Source organism: Micromonospora lupini, assembly GCF_026342015.1.
Classification (GTDB): domain Bacteria; phylum Actinomycetota; class Actinomycetes; order Mycobacteriales; family Micromonosporaceae; genus Micromonospora; species Micromonospora lupini_B.
In genome coordinates this window covers 1,196,023-1,213,128 of the sequence record NZ_JAPENL010000001.1, presented here as the reverse complement: position 1 = coordinate 1,213,128, position 17,106 = coordinate 1,196,023, and the positions used below count along the sequence as shown (strand labels likewise).

Annotated in this window: 20 protein-coding genes; 7 read left to right on the top strand and 13 right to left on the bottom strand. The window is 71.4% G+C overall.

What is annotated here, in order from left to right:
- Positions 1-26 precede the first annotated feature (26 nt).
- Positions 27-365, bottom strand: a complete 339-nt coding sequence (locus OOJ91_RS05600; RefSeq protein ID WP_266243228.1) for a winged helix-turn-helix transcriptional regulator — start codon at positions 363-365, stop codon at positions 27-29.
- A gap of 71 nt (positions 366-436) precedes the next feature.
- On the opposite strand from OOJ91_RS05600, the gene OOJ91_RS05595 reads away from it, so the two are divergent.
- Both OOJ91_RS05595 and OOJ91_RS05590 read left to right on the top strand, forming a co-directional pair.
- Positions 437-1,213, top strand: coding sequence for a group II truncated hemoglobin (locus OOJ91_RS05595; RefSeq protein ID WP_266243225.1), 777 nt, complete (start codon positions 437-439; stop codon positions 1,211-1,213).
- A 53-nt stretch (positions 1,214-1,266) separates the two neighbouring features.
- On the top strand, positions 1,267-1,749 hold the full coding sequence (locus tag OOJ91_RS05590) for a hypothetical protein (protein ID WP_266243223.1): 483 nt from the start codon (positions 1,267-1,269) through the stop codon (positions 1,747-1,749).
- Positions 1,750-1,875: 126 nt separating this feature from the next.
- On the opposite strand, the gene OOJ91_RS05585 is transcribed toward OOJ91_RS05590, so the two are convergent.
- From OOJ91_RS05585 to OOJ91_RS05565, 5 genes are all read right to left on the bottom strand, one after another.
- Positions 1,876-3,126, bottom strand: coding sequence for a cellulose binding domain-containing protein (locus OOJ91_RS05585; RefSeq protein ID WP_266243220.1), 1,251 nt, complete (start codon positions 3,124-3,126; stop codon positions 1,876-1,878).
- A gap of 204 nt (positions 3,127-3,330) precedes the next feature.
- Entirely contained in the window at positions 3,331-4,569 is a 1,239-nt protein-coding gene (locus tag OOJ91_RS05580; protein WP_266243218.1) for an RNA polymerase sigma factor, read from the bottom strand.
- Complete coding sequence (locus OOJ91_RS05575) at positions 4,569-4,943, bottom strand: YciI family protein (RefSeq protein WP_266243216.1); 375 nt, start codon at positions 4,941-4,943, stop codon at positions 4,569-4,571. Before OOJ91_RS05575 ends, OOJ91_RS05580 begins: the two co-directional genes overlap by 1 nt.
- A 243-nt stretch (positions 4,944-5,186) precedes the next feature.
- Complete coding sequence (locus OOJ91_RS05570; protein ID WP_266243214.1) at positions 5,187-5,564, bottom strand: hypothetical protein; 378 nt, start codon at positions 5,562-5,564, stop codon at positions 5,187-5,189.
- A gap of 397 nt (positions 5,565-5,961) precedes the next feature.
- On the bottom strand, positions 5,962-6,852 hold the full coding sequence (locus tag OOJ91_RS05565; protein WP_266243213.1) for an alpha/beta fold hydrolase: 891 nt from the start codon (positions 6,850-6,852) through the stop codon (positions 5,962-5,964).
- An 80-nt stretch (positions 6,853-6,932) separates the two neighbouring features.
- Here OOJ91_RS05565 and OOJ91_RS05560 point away from each other — a divergent pair, with 80 nt between their 5' ends.
- Entirely contained in the window at positions 6,933-7,505 is a 573-nt protein-coding gene (locus OOJ91_RS05560) for a TetR/AcrR family transcriptional regulator (RefSeq protein WP_266243210.1), read from the top strand.
- On the opposite strand, the gene OOJ91_RS05555 is transcribed toward OOJ91_RS05560, so the two are convergent.
- The 4 genes from OOJ91_RS05555 to OOJ91_RS05540 form a co-directional block, all read right to left on the bottom strand.
- A complete protein-coding gene (locus OOJ91_RS05555) occupies positions 7,502-7,936 on the bottom strand; it encodes a hypothetical protein (RefSeq protein ID WP_266243207.1) in 435 nt (144 codons plus the stop codon). The genes OOJ91_RS05560 and OOJ91_RS05555 overlap by 4 nt on opposite strands.
- A 40-nt stretch (positions 7,937-7,976) precedes the next feature.
- Positions 7,977-8,264 carry a hypothetical protein gene (locus OOJ91_RS05550; protein WP_266243205.1) on the bottom strand — a complete coding sequence of 96 codons (288 nt, stop codon included), beginning with the start codon at positions 8,262-8,264 and terminating at the stop codon, positions 7,977-7,979.
- Positions 8,265-8,332: 68 nt separating this feature from the next.
- Positions 8,333-9,013 (bottom strand): hypothetical protein, encoded by a 681-nt coding sequence (locus OOJ91_RS05545; RefSeq protein WP_266243202.1) that lies wholly within the window; start codon positions 9,011-9,013, stop codon positions 8,333-8,335.
- Between the two features lie 158 nt (positions 9,014-9,171).
- The gene (locus tag OOJ91_RS05540) at positions 9,172-10,191 is read right to left on the bottom strand and encodes a hypothetical protein (RefSeq protein WP_266243200.1); all 1,020 of its coding nucleotides are present in this window, start codon (positions 10,189-10,191) and stop codon (positions 9,172-9,174) included.
- 99 nt (positions 10,192-10,290) lie between these two features.
- On the opposite strand from OOJ91_RS05540, the gene OOJ91_RS05535 reads away from it, so the two are divergent.
- A complete protein-coding gene (locus tag OOJ91_RS05535; RefSeq protein WP_266243197.1) occupies positions 10,291-10,716 on the top strand; it encodes a hypothetical protein in 426 nt (141 codons plus the stop codon).
- Positions 10,717-10,753: 37 nt separating this feature from the next.
- On the opposite strand, the gene OOJ91_RS05530 is transcribed toward OOJ91_RS05535, so the two are convergent.
- Positions 10,754-11,770, bottom strand: a complete 1,017-nt coding sequence (locus tag OOJ91_RS05530) for a GNAT family N-acetyltransferase (RefSeq protein ID WP_266243195.1) — start codon at positions 11,768-11,770, stop codon at positions 10,754-10,756.
- Between the two features lie 41 nt (positions 11,771-11,811).
- Positions 11,812-13,368 (bottom strand): NAD(P)/FAD-dependent oxidoreductase, encoded by a 1,557-nt coding sequence (locus OOJ91_RS05525; protein ID WP_266243193.1) that lies wholly within the window; start codon positions 13,366-13,368, stop codon positions 11,812-11,814.
- 170 nt (positions 13,369-13,538) lie between these two features.
- On the opposite strand from OOJ91_RS05525, the gene OOJ91_RS05520 reads away from it, so the two are divergent.
- The 3 genes from OOJ91_RS05520 to OOJ91_RS05510 all read left to right on the top strand — a co-directional run bounded on the left by OOJ91_RS05520 (position 13,539) and on the right by OOJ91_RS05510 (position 15,900).
- Entirely contained in the window at positions 13,539-14,804 is a 1,266-nt protein-coding gene (locus tag OOJ91_RS05520; protein ID WP_266243191.1) for a hypothetical protein, read from the top strand.
- A gap of 67 nt (positions 14,805-14,871) precedes the next feature.
- Positions 14,872-15,426 carry a GNAT family N-acetyltransferase gene (locus tag OOJ91_RS05515; protein ID WP_266243189.1) on the top strand — a complete coding sequence of 185 codons (555 nt, stop codon included), beginning with the start codon at positions 14,872-14,874 and terminating at the stop codon, positions 15,424-15,426.
- Between the two features lie 60 nt (positions 15,427-15,486).
- Positions 15,487-15,900, top strand: a complete 414-nt coding sequence (locus tag OOJ91_RS05510) for a type II toxin-antitoxin system Phd/YefM family antitoxin (protein ID WP_266243187.1) — start codon at positions 15,487-15,489, stop codon at positions 15,898-15,900.
- 107 nt (positions 15,901-16,007) lie between these two features.
- Here OOJ91_RS05510 and OOJ91_RS05505 read toward each other — a convergent pair whose 3' ends face one another.
- Entirely contained in the window at positions 16,008-17,090 is a 1,083-nt protein-coding gene (locus OOJ91_RS05505; protein ID WP_266245275.1) for an ABC transporter ATP-binding protein, read from the bottom strand.
- Positions 17,091-17,106 lie beyond the last annotated feature (16 nt).

Sequence of the window (17,106 nt, the reverse complement as noted above, 5' to 3'; positions counted from 1 at the left end):
AGCAGGGCAGGGCCGGTGGGGACCGTTCAGCCGGTCTCCTCGATTGTGGTGCCGGTACGTGCCGCCCGCGCGGCCCCCCAGTCGTAGAGGGCCTGCAACACCGGGGCCAGACTGTGGCCCTCCTCGGTGAGGCGGTACTCCACGTGCGGGGGAGTGGTCCCGTGGTCGTGTCGCAGGATCAGCCCGTCGGCCTCCAGCTCCCGCAGCCGCTGGGTAAGCATCTTCTCGCTGACCCCGGGCATCCGGCGGCGCAGCTCGCCGTAGCGGTGTACGCCCTCCTTGAGGTGGGCCAGGATCACCGGCCGCCACTTGCCGCCGATGACGTCGACGGCGAACTCCACCGGGCAGTGGTAACGCTTGGCCATCGTGGTCTCCTCCGGTACGCACCAGATGGTGCGTACTTGATCATCAGCGGCGCGGGTGTTGGGCTGTACCCATGGTCATCGAGTACATCAGGTACCGCGTGCCGCCGGAGCGGCTGGAGGGCTTCGAGGCGGCGTACGAGCGGGCCGCCGGCGAGCTGAGGGCTGCGCCGGAGTGTGTGGACTACGAGTTGAGCCGCTGCCTGGACGACCCCGCCTGCCACGTGCTGCGCATCACCTGGACATCTGTCGACGGGCACCTGAACGGGTTCCGGGGCGGCCCGGTGTTCGGGCGGTTCTTCGCCGCCGTCAAGCCGTACGTCGAGGACATCGAGGAGATGCGGCACTACGCCCGAACGTCGGTTGCCGGCCCTGGTGGCGCCGCGCCGCCGAGCCTGTACGAGTGGGCAGGTGGAATCGACGCGTTCACGAAGCTCTGCGACGCGTTCTATCGCCTGGTTCGCTCGGACGACCTCCTCGCGCCGATGTTCGCGACCATGGACCCCGACCACGCCCGGTACGTGGCGGTCTGGCTCGCCGAGGTCTTCGGTGGGCCGGCTGCCTACACCGGCCGGCGGGGCGGCTACCGCCACATGGTCGGCAAGCACCTGGGCAGGGCGATAAGCGAGCCGCAGCGTCGACGGTGGGTAAACCTCATGATGGACGCCGCCGACGAGGTCGACCTGCCCGATGATCCGGAGTTCCGGGCCGCCTTCACGAGCTACCTCGAGTGGGGCACTCGGCTGGCCGTACACAATTCACAGCCGGACGCGGACCCGGTCCGGCAGGCGCCCGTACCCCGTTGGGGTTGGGGTGTGGCCCCGCCGTACGAGGCCCCGAAGCCCTCCTGAGAGCGTGCCCGCGTCGGCGGGCGGGTGGCCGCCCCGCTGGCTATCGTTCTGGCATGCCGCGCCCCTCATCCCTTGCCGTCGGCGCCGCCTTCCTCGCGGAAGGCCCGGCCGACGGCGTCGACCTTAGCCTGTTCGGACAGTTCACGGGCTCCTGGACGCTTGACTGCACGGAGTACGACCCCGACGGGTCCTCGACCGTCCGCCGCGGCGAGTGGCACTTCGGGTACGCGTTGGCCGGTCGGGCGACGACCGATGTCTGGATCCTGCCCGGAGTCGAACACGGCGTGAGCGTGCGCTTCCCCGATCCCGCGGCCGGCCCGGGGATCTGGCGCTCGACGTGGGTGGGGCCGGGACGGCAGCGGACGCACACCTTCCGGGCGGCTCGCGTCGGCGAGCAGATCGTGCTCGACGGCGGCGATCTGCGGTGGACCTTCTCCGACATCGCAGTCGACGCGTTCCGCTGGCGCAACGAGGCACGGCAGTCCGACGGCACGTGGCGCGTTCAGCAGACGTTCCAGGTGTGGCGACAGACCTGACCTGTCCCGCCGCATGATCCACTCGACTTCCGTGAAACCGGTCCATCCCGGTCAGCGGACACCTCGACTTCCGGGAAGTCGAGTGGATCTCGGCGGGCCGGCGCCCCCGCGCCGAGCCAACCAGCGTCAGCTACCGGTGCAGGCGGCGGTGGCGCCGCTGCCGTTGCCGGTGCCCTGGAACCCGAAACTGGTGGTCTGGCCCGCCGCCAGTCGTCCGTTGTAGCTCTGGTTGGCGACGGTGATGGTGCCGCTGGTGCCACTGGCAACGCCGTTCCACAGCGAGCTGACCGAAGCCCCACTCGGCAGGGTGAGGGTGACCCGCCAGCCGGTGAGCGCGGAGGTCCCCGCGGTGACGGTCACGGTGGCCACGAATCCGCCGTTCCACTGGTCCTGCACGGAGTAGACGGCGGTGCAGGCCGGGGTGCCGGTCGGCGGGGGTGTGGTGGGCGGGGGTGTGGTCGGTGGCGGTGTGGTCGGTGGGGGCGTGGTGGGTGGGGGAGTGGTCGGCGGAGGCGTGGTGGGCGGCGTGCCGTCGTCGAGTGTCAGGTTCTTCTGTTGGACGGTCCACTGGCTGTGGCACAGGCCGCAGTCGGAGCCGACGAAGTTGGCGCCGGCAGTGGTGTCACCCTTGAGACGCCACTTGAGGTAGAGCACCGCCACCCGGCCGAACTCCCCGCCGTTGGCCTGGTCGTAGGTGCCGCCGTGACCGACGTTGAGGTTGCCCATGAAGGCGGGCAGCCCGGCCGGTAGCTTGCCCCAGTCGTCGATGGCGTTCGGGTAGGCGATGTCGCTGGGACCGCCGACGAAGTAGGCGATCGGCTTGGTCAGCCTCCGGAGCTGGTAGTCGTCGGCGTCGTTGAGCAGGCCGCTGCTGAAGATGCCCGTCGTGGTGACGCGCGGGTCGTTGGAGACGGCGTACGCCTCAAGCCCTCCGCAGGAGAAGCCCGCGACGGCGACCTTTGTCGTGTCGATCTTGTTGAAGTACTTGCTGCCCTGCCGGGAGTTCTCCGCGACGGCCCAGTCGATGGACTGGGTGAGCATCTGGGAGGTGGTGGAGCCCGATCCGTTCGGGGCGCCGTTGGCGATGGCGAGGAAGCCGTGGGAGGCGATCTCGCGCAGGAAGTTGCCCTGGGAGAGGCCGTTGGCGGAGCACCCGCCGTTGCCCCAGACGAAGATGGGCAGGCGTTCGGACGGGAGCGTCTGGGGTCGGAAGATGGTGTGGTTGGCCAGGCTTGCCGAGGTCTCGTAGTCGGCGGGATAGGGCCCGGACCCGCCGACGGCGGCGTCGGCAGGTGTCGCGCCGAGCATCATGATCACCGAGGCGGCCGGGACGACGACTGTCACCATCCCGGCGTAGATCTTCGATCTCCTTCTCATGCACCCCTCCAGCGGATGTCACGGTGGGGCTCCCTGCGGCGACGGTGGCGGCTTGTCGTTCGCGCTGCGACAGCAGTGGTCAGCGCAGGCCACGGGCCAGGTCGAGGCGAACACGTCGACCACCCGGCGGGGTCCCCACAGGCGATCCGATGGGAGCGGTACGCAGTTACTATCACTGTCGTAACGAAAAGTGTCAATATAACGTCAGCCGAGCGTGGCGGCCTTGCGCAGCAGCACCGAGCGTTCGCGCTGGTTGGCGCACAGGCGGGCGGCCAGCTCCAGCTCGGCGCGCGCCTCTGGTCGCCGTCCGAGCCGGGCCAGCAGCTCGCCGCGTACTGTCGGGACCAGGTGCGATCCGGGGAGCCGGTTCGCGGCGATCAGCTCGTCCACGATGGCCAGAGCCCGCGCCGGGCCCGAGGCCATGGCCACGGCGACGGCCCGGTTGAGGTCGACCACAGGTGAGGGCGCGACCCGGCCGAGCGCCTCGTAGAGCCCGACGATCCGGTCCCAGTCGGTCGCCTCGACCGAGGGCGCCGCCGCGTGGGTGGCGGCGATCGCGGCCTGCAGGCCGTACGGGCCGAGCCCGCGGGTCGACGCCCTGGCAAGCGCGGCCAGCCCGCGACGGATCGCGGAGAGGTCCCACCGTTGCCTGTCCTGGTCCTCAAGCAGCACCGGCGCGCCGTCCGGGCCGGTCCGGGCCGGGAAGCGCGCGGCCGTCAGCTCGCACAACGCGAGCAGACCGTGCGCCTCCGGCTCGTCCGGCGCGAGCGCGGCAAGCGTCCGGGCCAGCCGGATCGCCTCGTACGCGACGTCGGGGCGCAGCAGCCGGTCGCCAGACGTGGCCGTCGACCCCTCGGTGAAGATCACGTACAGGACGCTGAGCACGCCTCCCAGCCGTTCCCGACGCTCGGCGGCCGGTGGCAGCTCGAACGGCACCCGGGCCGCCGCGATGGTCTTCTTGGCGCGGGTGATGCGGGCCTGCACGGTCGGCACGGGCACGAGGAACGCGCGGGCGATCTCCTCGCTGGACAGGCCGCCGACCACGCGCAGGGTCAGCGCCACCCGGGCCTCGGGGGAGAGCACCGGATGGCAGCTGACGAACATCAGGGCCAGCACGTCGTCGTCGATCCGGTCGGTGTCGATGTCCTCGTCGACCAGCGAGCCGGCGACCGGGTCGACCGCGGCATCGGCCGCCAGCAGGGCGTATCGCTCCCGGAGCGCGCTTCGGCGGCGGATCGCGTCGATGGCCCGCCGTCGGGCCGTGGCCATCAGCCATCCGGCCGGATTGGCCGGGGAGGAACGCCGCCACGACACCAGCGCCTCGGCCACCGCTTCCTGGGCGGCGTCCTCGGCCAGCCCGAAGTCGCCCGTGAACCGGGTCAGCGCGGCCACGATCCGCGCCGACTCGATCCGCCAGACGGCCTCGACGTCGGCCGTACCCATCAGGAAAGGCCGTCGCCCGGGACCTCGTCCGTCCCGGCCACCCGCCGGACCTCGATCTTGGATCCACGCACCGCCGGGAACCTCCTGGCCCACTCCACGGCCTCCTCCTGTGAGGCGACATCGAGCAGGAAGTAGCCCCCGAACAGCTCCTTGGTCTCGCCGTACGGCCCGTCAGTGACGACCGGGGCCGCGCCGCCGAAGTCGACGACGACACCCCGGGCCGGATCGTCCAGCCCCTCGGCCGCGAGGAGGACGCCCGCCGTGACCATCTCCTCGATGAACGTACGGGTCGCGGCCATCGCCTCGCCGATCGAGGCCATCAGGGCCGCGTTCGACTCGTCGGTGCCTCGCAAGATCAGCATGTACGTCGACATCGCGTTCTCCTCCTCCGGCGGGCCGCCTCTCGACCCGCGCACCCCCACGTCGAACGGGCGGCCGGCGCATCGACACGGCCCCGGACAATACTTTTCGTCGCGCCGCAGTCGACGCGAGCCCCGCCGCGTTCGCCGCCGGACCGTCCCGAACGCGCATTGTCGCAGCTCCGCGCCATGGGCGGCACCGTCAGGCAGAGCGTCCCGGTCGGCCTGGACATCAGGTAGTCCTGCTGAGGGCCGGTATCACCGCGTCGGCACCCAGGACGGCCGCCAGGTCGTGGCGGGCAGCGGCGTCAGGCTCGCGCAGTGGTCGATGACCGCCCGCAACCCCGGGTGCGGGTTCGCTCGCGGCAGGATGAGCGAGAGCGGGTACGCGAGCGTGGGCTTCCCGATCGGGATGCGGCGCAGGTCGTGGCGCGTCGGCCAGACGTACCTGTCGCGCGCGCCGACGAGGGTCGCCACGTCGGCGGAGTCCGCGAGGATGTCGAGCAGCACCTCGTCGCCGAAGTGGGGCCCCGCAGCGTCGATGCGCAGGTCGAAGTCGGTGGCGAGCTGATCGTAGAAGTCCGACCACTCGCTGAGCGGCGCGATGCCGGGGAGTACAACCGATGGTTGTGACACGCCCGAGCACCGGTTGTTTGCGCCGACGTCGCCGGCGCTGGTGTGCTGCCCGGACGTCGGTTGTCACGAGGGGGCGGATGCGCGCGCGGTTGGGGTCCCGCTTCGGTTGGTTGTGGTCGGCCTACGCCGTCAGCACGTACGGCACGTGGTTCGCCTTCGGCGCGTTTCCGCTCATCGCGGTTCGCGTGCTGCACTCGCCAGCCCTCTCGCGGCGATCACCAGCTCCGGTGTTCTTCTGCTCGCCACCCCGCTCCTGCTGCCCGGGCGGGCACCGTCGTCGGCCACCGAGCCCGCCGCGTCCGACCGGGACGTTCGGGTCGGATGACACCAGGGTGGCGACCGCCGCCCTGGCCGGCGGTGACCCGGCCAGGGCGGCACCGGCGCAGAAGCGCCGCGATCATCGCAGGAAGTCCTCAAGGATCTCGGCGAACTGGGCGGGCCGCTCCTCGGCCACGTAGTGGCCGCAGTCGTCGATGATCACCTCGGTGACGTCGTCGGCCACCAGCCGCATCGTCGCGGCGGCAGCCGCGCCGGTGTACCGCGCGCCGCCGACGGCGAGCACCGGCAGCGTCAGCCGGGTCTTCTTGCGCTGCTCGTTCTGCGCGCTCGTCTCGTCCAGAGCCCGGTAGTACGCGAAGCTCGCCGGCAGCCCGCGCGGGTCCGCGACGATCGCATCGACGTAGGCGTCGACGGCGTACTCCGGGATCGCGTCCGGGGTGGCAGCCTTCTTGGCGAACTGGTAGCCGAAGAAGAGTCGCTCCCGGCCTCGGACCAGCTCCTCGTTGAGGTCGGTGAGCTGATTGAAGCCGAAGTGCCAGAACCGCTGGCTGACCGCGGCCGGGCTGAAGAACGGCGGGGTCGGCGTGACACCGGGGATGATGGCGTCGACGACGGCGAGCCGGCCCACCCGCTCGGGGTGATCGGCCGCGAGGGCGTAACCGGTCCACATGCCGATGTCGTGGCCGACCACGTCGAAGCGCTCGTGTCCGAGCGCGGCCATCAGAGCGACCAGATCGGCGGCGAGTGCGCCGGCGTCGTAACCGTCGTCGGGCTTGTCGGACAGCCCGGCCCCGCGCGGGTCGACGGCGACGACTGTGTGCTCGCGGGCGAGCGCGGGCATCACGTCCCGCCAGGCGTACCAGGTCTGGGGCCAGCCGTTGATCAGCAGCAGCGGCGGACCGTCCCCGCCGGTGACCGCGTGCAACCGCAGCTCGTTCACCTCCACGAGCCGGCTCGTGAAGACGTCGGTGAACCCGTCGGGCAACCGTAGCGAACTCAGGTGTGTCATGCCGGTCACCATACGCATGCTGGAACGATCGGTACAAGACTCCTGGAACGATCGTTACAAGATGTGTAGACTGACGAACCATGGCGGGCCGCAAGCAATTCGACGTGGACGAGGCGCTCCGGCGCGCGATGCACGTCTTCTGGCGCTGGGGCTGGTCGGAGGCCTCCATCGACCGGCTGACCGAGGGCACGGGCCTGGGCCGGGGCTCGCTCTACGGCACCTTCGGCGACAAGAGCACCCTCTTCCGCAGAAGCCTCGAGCGGTACGCGCAGACCTACCACCCGCTGTACGAGCAGGCACTGTCCGGCCCCCACCCGAGCCCGAGCGCCGTCGTCGCCGCCTACCTGCAGGTCACCCTGAACCGCATCGCCGACCCGACGGTCCCGGATGGCTGCCTGCTCACGGTGTCGGCAACGCAGTTCCCCGCCCTCGACGGGGAGAGCCAGGCGATGGTCCGCGGCATGATCGACGGTTTGCGGGCGATGCTGCGGCAGGCGTTGCTGGCGGCGGGGGCCGACGAGCAGGAGGCGGCGGAGCTGGCGTTGTGCACGCTGGCAACGAACAAGTCACTGGCGGTGCTGAGCCGGGCCGGCTTCTCCGGTGAAGACCTGGCAACCGTCGCCGCAGCCGCCGCCCGTGAACCCGCTACCTAGGCCCACGGCGGGGTGTGCCGGCCCACATAACCGCGAGCGCGGGGGAGCGGGTCGGCCCAATACTGGTCCGGCATACGGTGGTGGTGCTCCGCGCAGAACTCGGCGAGGTCGACAGTGATGCCGACCCGTTCCAGTGGGCGGCTCTCGAACTCTGCGTTGACTGTCAGCAACTCCACCTCCCGGTTCCAGCCCGAATGGTCGAACGCCCAGCCGTCCCAGACGGCGTAGGCGTGGAAGACCTGTCGCTCGCCTGTCCCGCGCACCGCCGCCACCTCGATCGACAGCTCCGGATACGACTCTCGACAGACCCAGGCGAGGACGTGACACGCTCCGGCAGCGAAGAAGGCCTGGTCCGCCCGTTCCCAGGCGACCCGCTGGTCCGACCGCTCGATCGCCGTCCGACGAAAGGCTCCCGCTGCAACTGCTGCCACCACACCCACGCTAGTGGCGGTGGGGCATCCACTCGTACCGCTACCTGCTCTTCGTACGTCTTGCGTCGGCAGCGACCCGCACATCACGGAAGTCGATGACCGCCTCGCGAGCAACAGTGATCAGGACCGCGAGGTCACCGTCTGCCAGCAGCAGGACATCGTCGAGCACAGCGGGCGGCACCTCCAGCTCCCGGGGGCCGTAGCAGTCGTGCCACGCCATGTCCATGAGGTGCAGGAGGTCGAGCGCGGCGTCAACCTGCCGGCCGGCGAAGAGCCCTTCGACGCGCGGCCTGCGTTCTCGACGACGTTGCTCGCTGCCAAGTGCCACGGATAGCTCCTTCGGACCAGGTCTGCTGCCGGGTCACGGTAACCAACTCGTCGCCTTCGGGCCTGACGTCATACCGCCAGGATCGGATATCCAATCGCGGCGGTGTCCTCGCGTAACCGGGCAACTGTCGCTTCCGGATTGAGAGCCCGTACGACGACGTCAGTGAGCGGACGGTGCGTGACGACGTGCTCAATCACCCCCGGATCCACCTCGATCTCGTAGTAGTCCTCGGCGAACTCGACGTACCGGTCGACGATGTCGTCGAGCAGGATCCCGAGCAGGTCGGTGCCGTCCGGCGCGTTGTCACCGTGCGGTCCCGGGGGAGAGGGGAACGTGATGCCTTCGCCTACGTGCCAACGGTCATCGTCGGAGAGCCGCCACAGGACGGCGGTGGCGACGAACCGGCCCTCCTCATCGCCGAACGCTGGTTCCTCGATCAGCGGTCGGAACACCGCTGGAATGCCGTCGAGCAGTCCGGCCCACAGCTCGTGGTCCGGATCGCGGTAGGGACTCATCGCCGACTCGTGGGCGAAAGCGCGGATGAACGCGCCCGCGGCGGTGAACACAACCGTCCACTCATCGCCGCTACCGTTGTCCATCACCGCCGCCTCGTCGTCACCCCACTGGCGGGTGTAGGCGTAACGGGGCTCTCCACAGTCGATGATGCGCTCGAGCACGGCGAGTGCCTTGCCGCGCTCCCGCAGCACCTCGATGGAGGGCAGTGTGGAGGCGATGTCGTACACGGTCACCCGGTGAACCTACGCCCAGACAAACACCGCCGCCTCCTGCCTTCAACTGCTCTCGACGGGGACTGGAGAGAGCTCTTACTCCACCCGCGTCGCGCGCCTACGCGGACGGCGGGTCCGCCCATGGACGTGGTTCTGAGTCGTGGGACCCTTTCGACGGGTCAGCTCTGCTGGTAGTTCACTCCGGCGAACCCGCACGGCTGGTGCAGGTGCAGGTAGTAGGCGCCCTCGCCGTAGTCGTCCAGGTCCGCGCCGGCGATCAGACCCACGTAGTCCATCGGTTCGCCACAACCGGGGCAGTCGGCGTGCTCGGCGTCCTGGATCCACTCTGGCCAACCGCCAAGCGTCGATCCGCCCTGGTTCCAGGCGCTGACCTGATACGGGCTCGCCAAAGCCTCTCCGACGACCGGCGCCAGCGTCGGGGGGTCCTCCGGTTCGTCGGCATCCGGCAGGTAGTCCGGGCGGGTGTTGCCGGCCCACCAGGTGGTCCCACCGGCCGGAGTGACGTGGCTGTACAACGTCGTGTAGCAGGCGCAGAAGTGGCAGGTCTCGATCACCAACCGCCCGGACCACCCCGTGTGGGCAAGCGCGGCAGCGATGTCGGCATCAGTGGTGTCGAGGTCCGCGGCAACCCACAGCGGCGAGGCACACCAAGGGCAGCCGGGCCGATCGGCGTGTGGCGCTGCTTCGCGCATGATCCACCGGTACGCGGTGTCCCCGCACAGGTCCCGTCGCCGGCCGTCCGAGCCGACCGCCCAGCCGCCCTCGTGGGCGTAGCGGAGCGGATTGACGTACAGCTCGTCCGAACCGGCCGGCGGCTGCGTCGACAAGCGACGCAGGGCGCTCTCGGCGGACGGGTGAGCACTGTGCGCCAGGATCATGAGCAGGTCGTTCAGCTGATCGGGTGTCTGGCCGCCGTCGATCTGCTCGATGACCCGGCGGACCAGGTCGGCATCCGCCGCGCGGTACAGCTTTGCCGGACACAGCACGTCGAGGTCGAGCAGGCGACCCAGATGCGGCGTCAGCCGTGCGGGGTCGGCGTCCGCGATCGTGGACAGCTCCTCGATCGCGTCGTCGTCCTCGACGGCGGCCCGTCTGATCAGATCCTCGATCACGAGGGGATCGTAGTCGTGCCGCTGGCGTCGTGCCGCGACGCAGAGCCTGGTCGGTGGCAGGCCCATGATGGGCCACCGTCCACATCGGCTTCGTGCAGCGGCAAGCCGGCTGCTACCGTCGTCCACCGGAATGACGATCATGGTGAACGCTGGGAGTTGACGCGGATGCGTAGGAAGCCGAATGCACGACGGGTCGGTGCGCTGATCATGGTGCCGACGACAGTGGCCCTCGTTCTGGTCGGCACCGCCTCGGCGGCGTCGGCGACCACGGGTACGCCCAGCGGTGCGCCACCGGCGGCCAACGGTGTCGATGTGTGGTGCGTGTCGACGACAGGTGCGAAGGCGTGCTTCGCCGCGTACGGAGACCGGGTCTGGGTGAAGGACACCAAGGCGAACGGCGCGTCCGCCGCCGGCACGATCCAGGGACCGGACTGGAGTCGGCAGTGCATCAACAGCAGCGGAGCGGACGCCGGCTGGGTCCTGTGCAACTTCGACGTGCCGGAGTACGACGAGGGCCTGCTGTGGGCCGTCAACAACCCGTTCATCGGCAACGAGAGCAGCACGGAGATCTACACCAGCGGCCCGATCTGATGCTGGGCTCCCGCCCGGGCTCGCAGGCAGGACAGGTTCACTCCTGATTGCCGGGTGTCAGGCGGGCCAGGATGGTCTGGGCCAGCGCGGCGAGCCGGGCCCGTAGGTCGTCGTCGGCCCGTCCACCGAGGTCGTCTTCGAGATGCGCGGCCAGGGCGGCGACCGTCGGGAGCAGGTCGTGCAGCGGGCTGCCCTCGTATCCCACCACGTAGAGGCCGTGCGTACCCACCTCGGCGGCGATGCTGCGATCGAGGATCCGCTCGCAGGTGTCGGCCGCGACAAGCGCCACCGCGGTGGGCAGGTCCGGCTCCGGGAGTCCGAGTTCGTCGGTGACCGCCGCGAGTCGCCGATTCGCTTCGTGCGCGGGCAGTGTCCGAGCTGACTCGGACGCGAGCGCCACCACGGCGTCGCCGTCGACGCCTGCCACCAGCAGGTCGCAGGCCAGCATCACCGCGAGGTGCGGGTCGGCGTCGTCGAGCAGTGCCCGCGCCTGCTCGGTGCGAAGTCGGCGAAGAAGGTCGTCATCCACGCGCCGAGGCTCGCCGTCGTCGGGCACCTCGACGTCGTCTAGCAGTAGCCACGTGTCCGCGGGGATGTGCGGCTTGCCGGGTACGGCACGCCGTTCCTCGCGGTGGCCCTTCGGGCAGACCTCGACGGCGAGCCGGCGCCAGAAGCGGGCGGCGCCAGGGTTCTCCTCCTGAAAGGGAATCTCCCAGGCGCCCGGGTGCCTGGTGAGGAGTTGCCGGGCGGCAAGACGACCCACACCCGAGCGGCGTACGGCTCGCACGACGAAGAACTCGGCGATGCGCAGCGGCTGGATCTCCACGCCGGAGACGAACGCGAAGCCCACGGGCCGCCCGCCCCGGCAGATGAGGTAGCCAGAGCTGTTCGGGTCGGTGCGGTAGGTCGGCAAGCGGCCACGGGTGAACAGGCCCTCGTCGTCCGGCAGCGAGCCGCGGAACTCGGACAGGTCGTGCCGGTACAGCTGCCACAGCCGCTCCACGAGCGACTCGTCATCGGGCAGGATCGACCGGAGGGTGACGGGGTTCAGCACGCCGTCATCCTGCCCGATCCGTAGCGCTGTGCACCGGCGCGTCAGACCAACGGCGCCTGCGCGGATCGGCCACCGTCGCCGGCTGCGCGGGCACCCTCCGCAGCGGCGATCGGGGCGGTGATGATCCGGCGGGGCAGCACCGGCGCGTCGCGGCCCGTGCCCCGTCCACCGTTCCCGGTCGACTGCTCGTGGTAGTCCTGCTCCACGTTCACCGACCAGACGTCGTGCGTACTGCCTGTGGCGATGTTCTCGACGGTGAGCATCGCGGTCAGCATCGAGTGGTCCTGGTTGTTGTAGCGGTGCATGCCGTTGCGTCCCACCGGGTGCACGTTCGGCACGGCCTCGGCCAGCCAGGCCCTGATCACGTCCACGTTGTGCTGGTAGCGCTCGTCGTACACCGGGTAGGCCTTGGGCATGCGCACGACGTGGCCGGCCTCCACCACGCCGGGGCGGACCAACCCCAACCGCTCCAGCTCCGCGGTGGCGAGGGCCACGAGGCCGACATCCGGGGTACGCCACATCTCGTCGTCCTCGAACACGAAGTACTCCAGGCCCAGGCAGGTGCGACCGTCCTTGACGAGGTACGGCGACCAGGAGCCGAAGTTCTGGATCCGGCCCACCCGCACCGCCGGGTCGTGCACGTAGATCCAGTTGTCGGGGAACGAGAACTCGGCCGGCACCACGAGCGCCACCGTCAGGAAGTCGCGGTAGCGCAGGTCGGCGGCACAGGCCAGCACCTCCGGGGGCGCCGGCGGGCGCAGCGCGGCGACCAGCTCCGAGATCGGCATCGAGGAGATCACGTCGTCGGCCGGCTCGGTGCGCTGCCCGCCCGCGCCGTTGAGCGTCACGCTTATCGCCCGCCGTCGTTTCGGGTCGCGGTGCACGGCGGTCACCCAGGCGCCTGTCGACACCTCGCCGCCGCGCTGGCGCACCTGCTCGGCGCAACGTTCCCACATCATCCCGGGCCCGTACTTCGGGTACTGGAACTCCTCGATCAGGCTCGTCACGTCGGTGCGGCGGCGTCGGGGCAGCACCGCGTTGCGGATGGCCGTGGCAAGCGACAGGTTCTTGATCCGCTGCGCGGCCCAGTCGGCCTGCAGGCGATCCGCCGGCATGCCCCAGACCTTCTCGGTGTACGTCTTGAAGAAGATCGAGTACAGCCGCCAGCCGAACCGGGCCGACACCCAGCCCTCGAAGTGCGACTGGTCCTTCGGCGGGCGCAGGCGAGCGCGGGCGTACGAGCCCAGGCAGCGCACCGCCTCCGGCAGTCCCAGGTTGCGCAGCGCGTTCGTCGCGCTCAACGGGTAGTTGAACAGGGCGCCCCGGTAGAAGATCCGGCTCATCCGGGGTCGGGTCAGGAAGTCCTCGTCCGGCAGGATCTCGTGCCAGAACGCCTCCACCCGGGGCACCTTGGTGAAGAACCGGTGCCCGCCGATGTCGAAGCGCCACCCGTCGCGCTCCACGGTCCGGCTGATTCCCCCGACCACCTCGTCGGCCTCGAAGACCCGGACCGGCCGCCCGTGCCGGAGCAGCTCGTACGCGGCCGTGAGACCCGCCGGCCCCGCGCCGATGACCACCGTGCCGTGCTGCTCGCTCATGCCCCCGTACCTTCTGCCGATGGGTGAGGCGCGGCGCGTACCCGTTATGACCGGGATGTCACCTCGCTGGTCGTGGTCGTTTCGCTTCGCAGGGGCGCGTCGGGGCGTACAACGAAAGGGGCGGCACCCTCACGCGGCGGGTGGGTCGGCGGACCGGGGGAGCGGGGCGGATGCACCGGTGGCGAAGCGGCCGGCGGCACGCGGCCATGCTGGCTGCCCGGCCCGCCGTGGTGGCGGTGGCGGCCCGGCTCGCCGGGGCGGCCGACGCCGGCGCGCGGCTGGCCCGCCGCGTGCCGACGCCCTGGCCGTACCTCATCGGGCTCTTTCTCGGCGCGAAGCTGTTGCTGACCCTGCTCGGCCTGCTGGTCCTGCACGCCTGGGACGGCATCCCGGGTGCGCCGCCGCCGGACGAGGCGCTGATGTGGGCGCAGCAGCGGGAGGTCTCCGGCCACCGGTGGATCTCCTTCTGGTTCGCCTGGGACGCGCTGCTCTACCTGCGGCTGAGTGAGCTGCCGCTGACCGGGCGGCCGTGGGGGGACTTCGGCTTCCCACTGCTCTACCCGTTCCTGGCCCGGCCGGTCGGCGCGCTGCTCGGCGGCGACAACGCGCTGGCCCTGCTGCTGATCAGCAACGTCGCGTTCCTGGGTGCCCTCGGGTACGGCTACCGGCTGGCCGAGCTGCTGCTCGGCGACGCCGACGCGGCCCGCCGCTTCACCCGCTACCTGGTGCTGCTGCCGACTGCCTTCCTGTTCCAGGCCGCGCTTACCGAGTCACTGTTCGTCTGCCTCGCGCTGGCCGCGTTCTTCTACGCCGAGCGGCGTCGGTGGCTGCTTGTCGGCGTGCTCGGGTACTTCCTGGCGATGAGCCGGTCGGTCGGGCTGCTCGTCGCGCTGCCGCTGGCTCTGGTGCTGCTGCGCCAGCACGACTGGCAGCTCGGCCCACGCGCCCTGCTCGGCTACCTGCGGATCGGCTGGCCGTTGCTGCTGCTGCCCGCCGGATGGCTCACCTTCATGGCGTTCTGCCGGTGGCGGGGCGGGGACTGGTTCGCCTACCAGCACGCCCAACAGGTCGGGTGGGGGATCAAGGTGCAGAACCCGGTGCCGGTGCTGCTGGACGGTCTGGCCGGGGAGCCGCGCGACGCCGGACGGGTGCTCTTCGCGCTGATCGTGCTGGCCGTGCTTGTCGCCGGGTTCCGCCGCCGGGAACTGCCGTACCTGGTCTACGGCGTGCTCATGGTGGCGGTGCCGCTGTCGATGGGCCCGGCGGTCTACAAGAGCCTGCTGCGCTACCTGCTCGCCGCGTTCCCGGTGGCGCTGGTGCTGGCCCGCTGGGCTCGTCGCGCCGGTGTCGACGTGTGGCTGACGGCGGCCCTCGCCGTCGTGCAGGGGGCGCTGTTCGTGCTCTGGCTCACCTACTGGACCCACATGATCATTTGATGGGACCGGCGGACCTGTGCGAGCCTGCTACCCGTCGTCGTGGGACCCAACCGTCGGGGGAGGCCCGGTGTTCGCCCTGCCGCTGACCGAGGACGTCGAGCTGCGCCCGCTGGACCCGTGGCGGGCCGAGGAGTTCCTCGCCCACCTGGACCGGGCCCGCGAGCACATCCGCCCCTGGGTGTCGCCGTCCTTCGTCGCCACGGACCTGCCGTCGGCCCGCGCGGTGTTGCAGCGCTACGCCGACCGCTGGGCCACCGACGCGGGCGGCATCTGGGGGCTGTGGTGGCACGGCACCCTTGTCGGCGGGGTCATGTTCGTCTCGTTCGACGTCACGCTCGGCGTCTGCGAGGTCGGCTGCTGGCTGGAACCGGCGGCGCAGGGCCGGGGCATGATCGCTCCCGCCGTGCGCCGGATCGTCGACTGGGCGGTCCGCGAGCGCGGCATCAAGCGCGTCGAGTGGCGCACCAACGCGGCGAACACCCGCAGCATCGCCCTGGCCCGTCGGCTCGGCCTGCGCCACGACGGCACCCTGCGTCAGCTCTACCCGAGCCCGCGCGGGCGCGTCGACCTGGAGGTCTGGTCGGTGCTGGCCGACGAGTGGCTGGCCCAGCCCACGCCGTAGCCGCTCACCGTCCACTGACGACTGCGGATTTCTGTCGTACCCCGGCGGCACCATGCATTCATGGCCGTCCCCGCGCTCACCCCGCATTCCGACCCGCCGCGTTCCGTGCCGCTGCGTGAGGCGCGCACCCGGTTCAGCCAGCTCGTCGCGCTGGCCGAGCTGACCGACGCCGTCACAGTCGTCACCCGCGACGGCGATCCCCGCCCGGTCGCCGCGATCGTCCCCGCCGCCGCGGCCCGCAGTGGCGCGCAGGCCCGCGCCGACGCCGACCGGCTCGCCGCGGTCACCGCCGGTTGGGCCCGCCGCCTCGAGGAGCAGCACCGGCGCAGCGGCCAGCGACACGCCGCCGAGCTGGCAGCGGTCCGCGCGGCGCTCGCCGAGGTGTGGGCCGAGCTGGACCGCCGCGTCGTTCCGGGCAGCGACCCGGCCCTGTCCCGGCTGCGCGCCGCGCACGCCGACCTGCTCACCGACTGACCCCCGCTCGTCGCCGGCCGCCCGAGCCGCCTTCGCCTCGGCCTTCGCCGCCGTCTCGGCACGAGCCGCGCAGGCGGCGGACCCCGAGCGCTCGCGCCGTGCAGGCGTCAGGTCGCGGCCGGGTAGGCGTGGGTCTCGGTCGCCTTGACCGCCACCCAGACCCGCTGGCCGGGGATCAGCCGCAGGTGCGCCGCGGCGGCCGGCGTGACGTCGGCGGCCACGCCGATCGGCCCGTCCACCTGCACGCGCACGTTGTCGCCGTGGCGCTGCACGCCGGCCACCGTGCCCGCCCAGGTGTTGCGAGGGCTGCCGTCCGGCCGGGACGGGTGCAGGGCCACCGCCGCCGGGCGGAACGCGACGAACGCGTCCCCGTCGAGCCGGTCGGCCACGCTGAGGGTCAACTCCGGCGCGACGCGTACCCCGTGACCCTCGGCCCGGCCCCGATAGAGGTTCAGCCCGACCAGGCGGGCCACGTAGTCGGTGCGCGGGCGGGCCGTGACGCTCGGGCCGTCGCCCTCCTGCACCACCCGCCCACCCTCGACGATGACCAGGCGGTCGGCAAGCGCCAACGCGTCCAGCGGATCGTGGGTGACGAGCACCGTGGCGCCCGGGTGGGCGGTCAGGTGGCGGTGCAGCTCCGCACGGGTGTCCAGTCGGGTGCGGGCGTCCAGGGCGGCGAGCGGCTCGTCGAGCAGCAGCAGCGACGGCCCGACGGCAAGCGCGCGGGCCAGCGCCACGCGTTGCGCCTGCCCGCCGGAGAGCTGCCGGGGCCGGCGGTGCGCCTGGCCGGCCAGGCCCACCCGGTCGAGCCAGTCGCGGGCCGTGGCCCGCGCCGCCCGCCTGTCGACGCCGTGGCGGCGCGGCCCGAAGGCCACGTTGTCCAGCGCGTCGAGGTGCGGGAAGAGCAGGTAGTCCTGGAAGACCACGCCGATCGGCCGGCGCTCGGTGGGCACCCAGCTCCGGCCCGCCGGCCGATCCAGGTCGACGCCGCCGAGGGTGACGTGCCCGGCGGTGAGCGGGTGCAGCCCGGCCAGCGCGCGTAACGCGGTGGTCTTGCCGGCGCCGTTCGGCCCGAGCAGCGCGACGACCTCGCCGGACGCGACCCGCAGGGGCACGTCAAGTCGGAAGGCGCCCCGATCGACGACGAGCCGGGCGTCGAGCAGCGGCGCGGGTCCGGCCTCGTCGTCCAGCGGCGCGGGTCCGGCC

Excerpts from the sequence above, each read along its gene's own strand:
- OOJ91_RS05580 (WP_266243218.1), bottom strand. The coding sequence starts at position 4,569 with ATGGGTACGGCCGACGTCGAGGCCGTCTGGCGGATCGAGTCGGCGCGG.
- OOJ91_RS05565 (WP_266243213.1), bottom strand. The coding sequence starts at position 6,852 with ATGACACACCTGAGTTCGCTACGGTTGCCCGACGGGTTCACCGACGTC.
- OOJ91_RS05535 (WP_266243197.1), top strand. The coding sequence starts at position 10,291 with ATGCGTAGGAAGCCGAATGCACGACGGGTCGGTGCGCTGATCATGGTG.
- OOJ91_RS05590 (WP_266243223.1), top strand. The coding sequence starts at position 1,267 with ATGCCGCGCCCCTCATCCCTTGCCGTCGGCGCCGCCTTCCTCGCGGAA.
- OOJ91_RS05600 (WP_266243228.1), bottom strand. The coding sequence starts at position 365 with ATGGCCAAGCGTTACCACTGCCCGGTGGAGTTCGCCGTCGACGTCATC.
- OOJ91_RS05595 (WP_266243225.1), top strand. The coding sequence starts at position 437 with ATGGTCATCGAGTACATCAGGTACCGCGTGCCGCCGGAGCGGCTGGAG.
- OOJ91_RS05510 (WP_266243187.1), top strand. The coding sequence starts at position 15,487 with ATGGCCGTCCCCGCGCTCACCCCGCATTCCGACCCGCCGCGTTCCGTG.
- OOJ91_RS05575 (WP_266243216.1), bottom strand. The coding sequence starts at position 4,943 with ATGTCGACGTACATGCTGATCTTGCGAGGCACCGACGAGTCGAACGCG.
- OOJ91_RS05560 (WP_266243210.1), top strand. The coding sequence starts at position 6,933 with ATGGCGGGCCGCAAGCAATTCGACGTGGACGAGGCGCTCCGGCGCGCG.
- OOJ91_RS05525 (WP_266243193.1), bottom strand. The coding sequence starts at position 13,368 with ATGAGCGAGCAGCACGGCACGGTGGTCATCGGCGCGGGGCCGGCGGGT.
- OOJ91_RS05585 (WP_266243220.1), bottom strand. The coding sequence starts at position 3,126 with ATGAGAAGGAGATCGAAGATCTACGCCGGGATGGTGACAGTCGTCGTC.
- OOJ91_RS05520 (WP_266243191.1), top strand. The coding sequence starts at position 13,539 with ATGCACCGGTGGCGAAGCGGCCGGCGGCACGCGGCCATGCTGGCTGCC.
- OOJ91_RS05540 (WP_266243200.1), bottom strand. The coding sequence starts at position 10,191 with ATGGGCCTGCCACCGACCAGGCTCTGCGTCGCGGCACGACGCCAGCGG.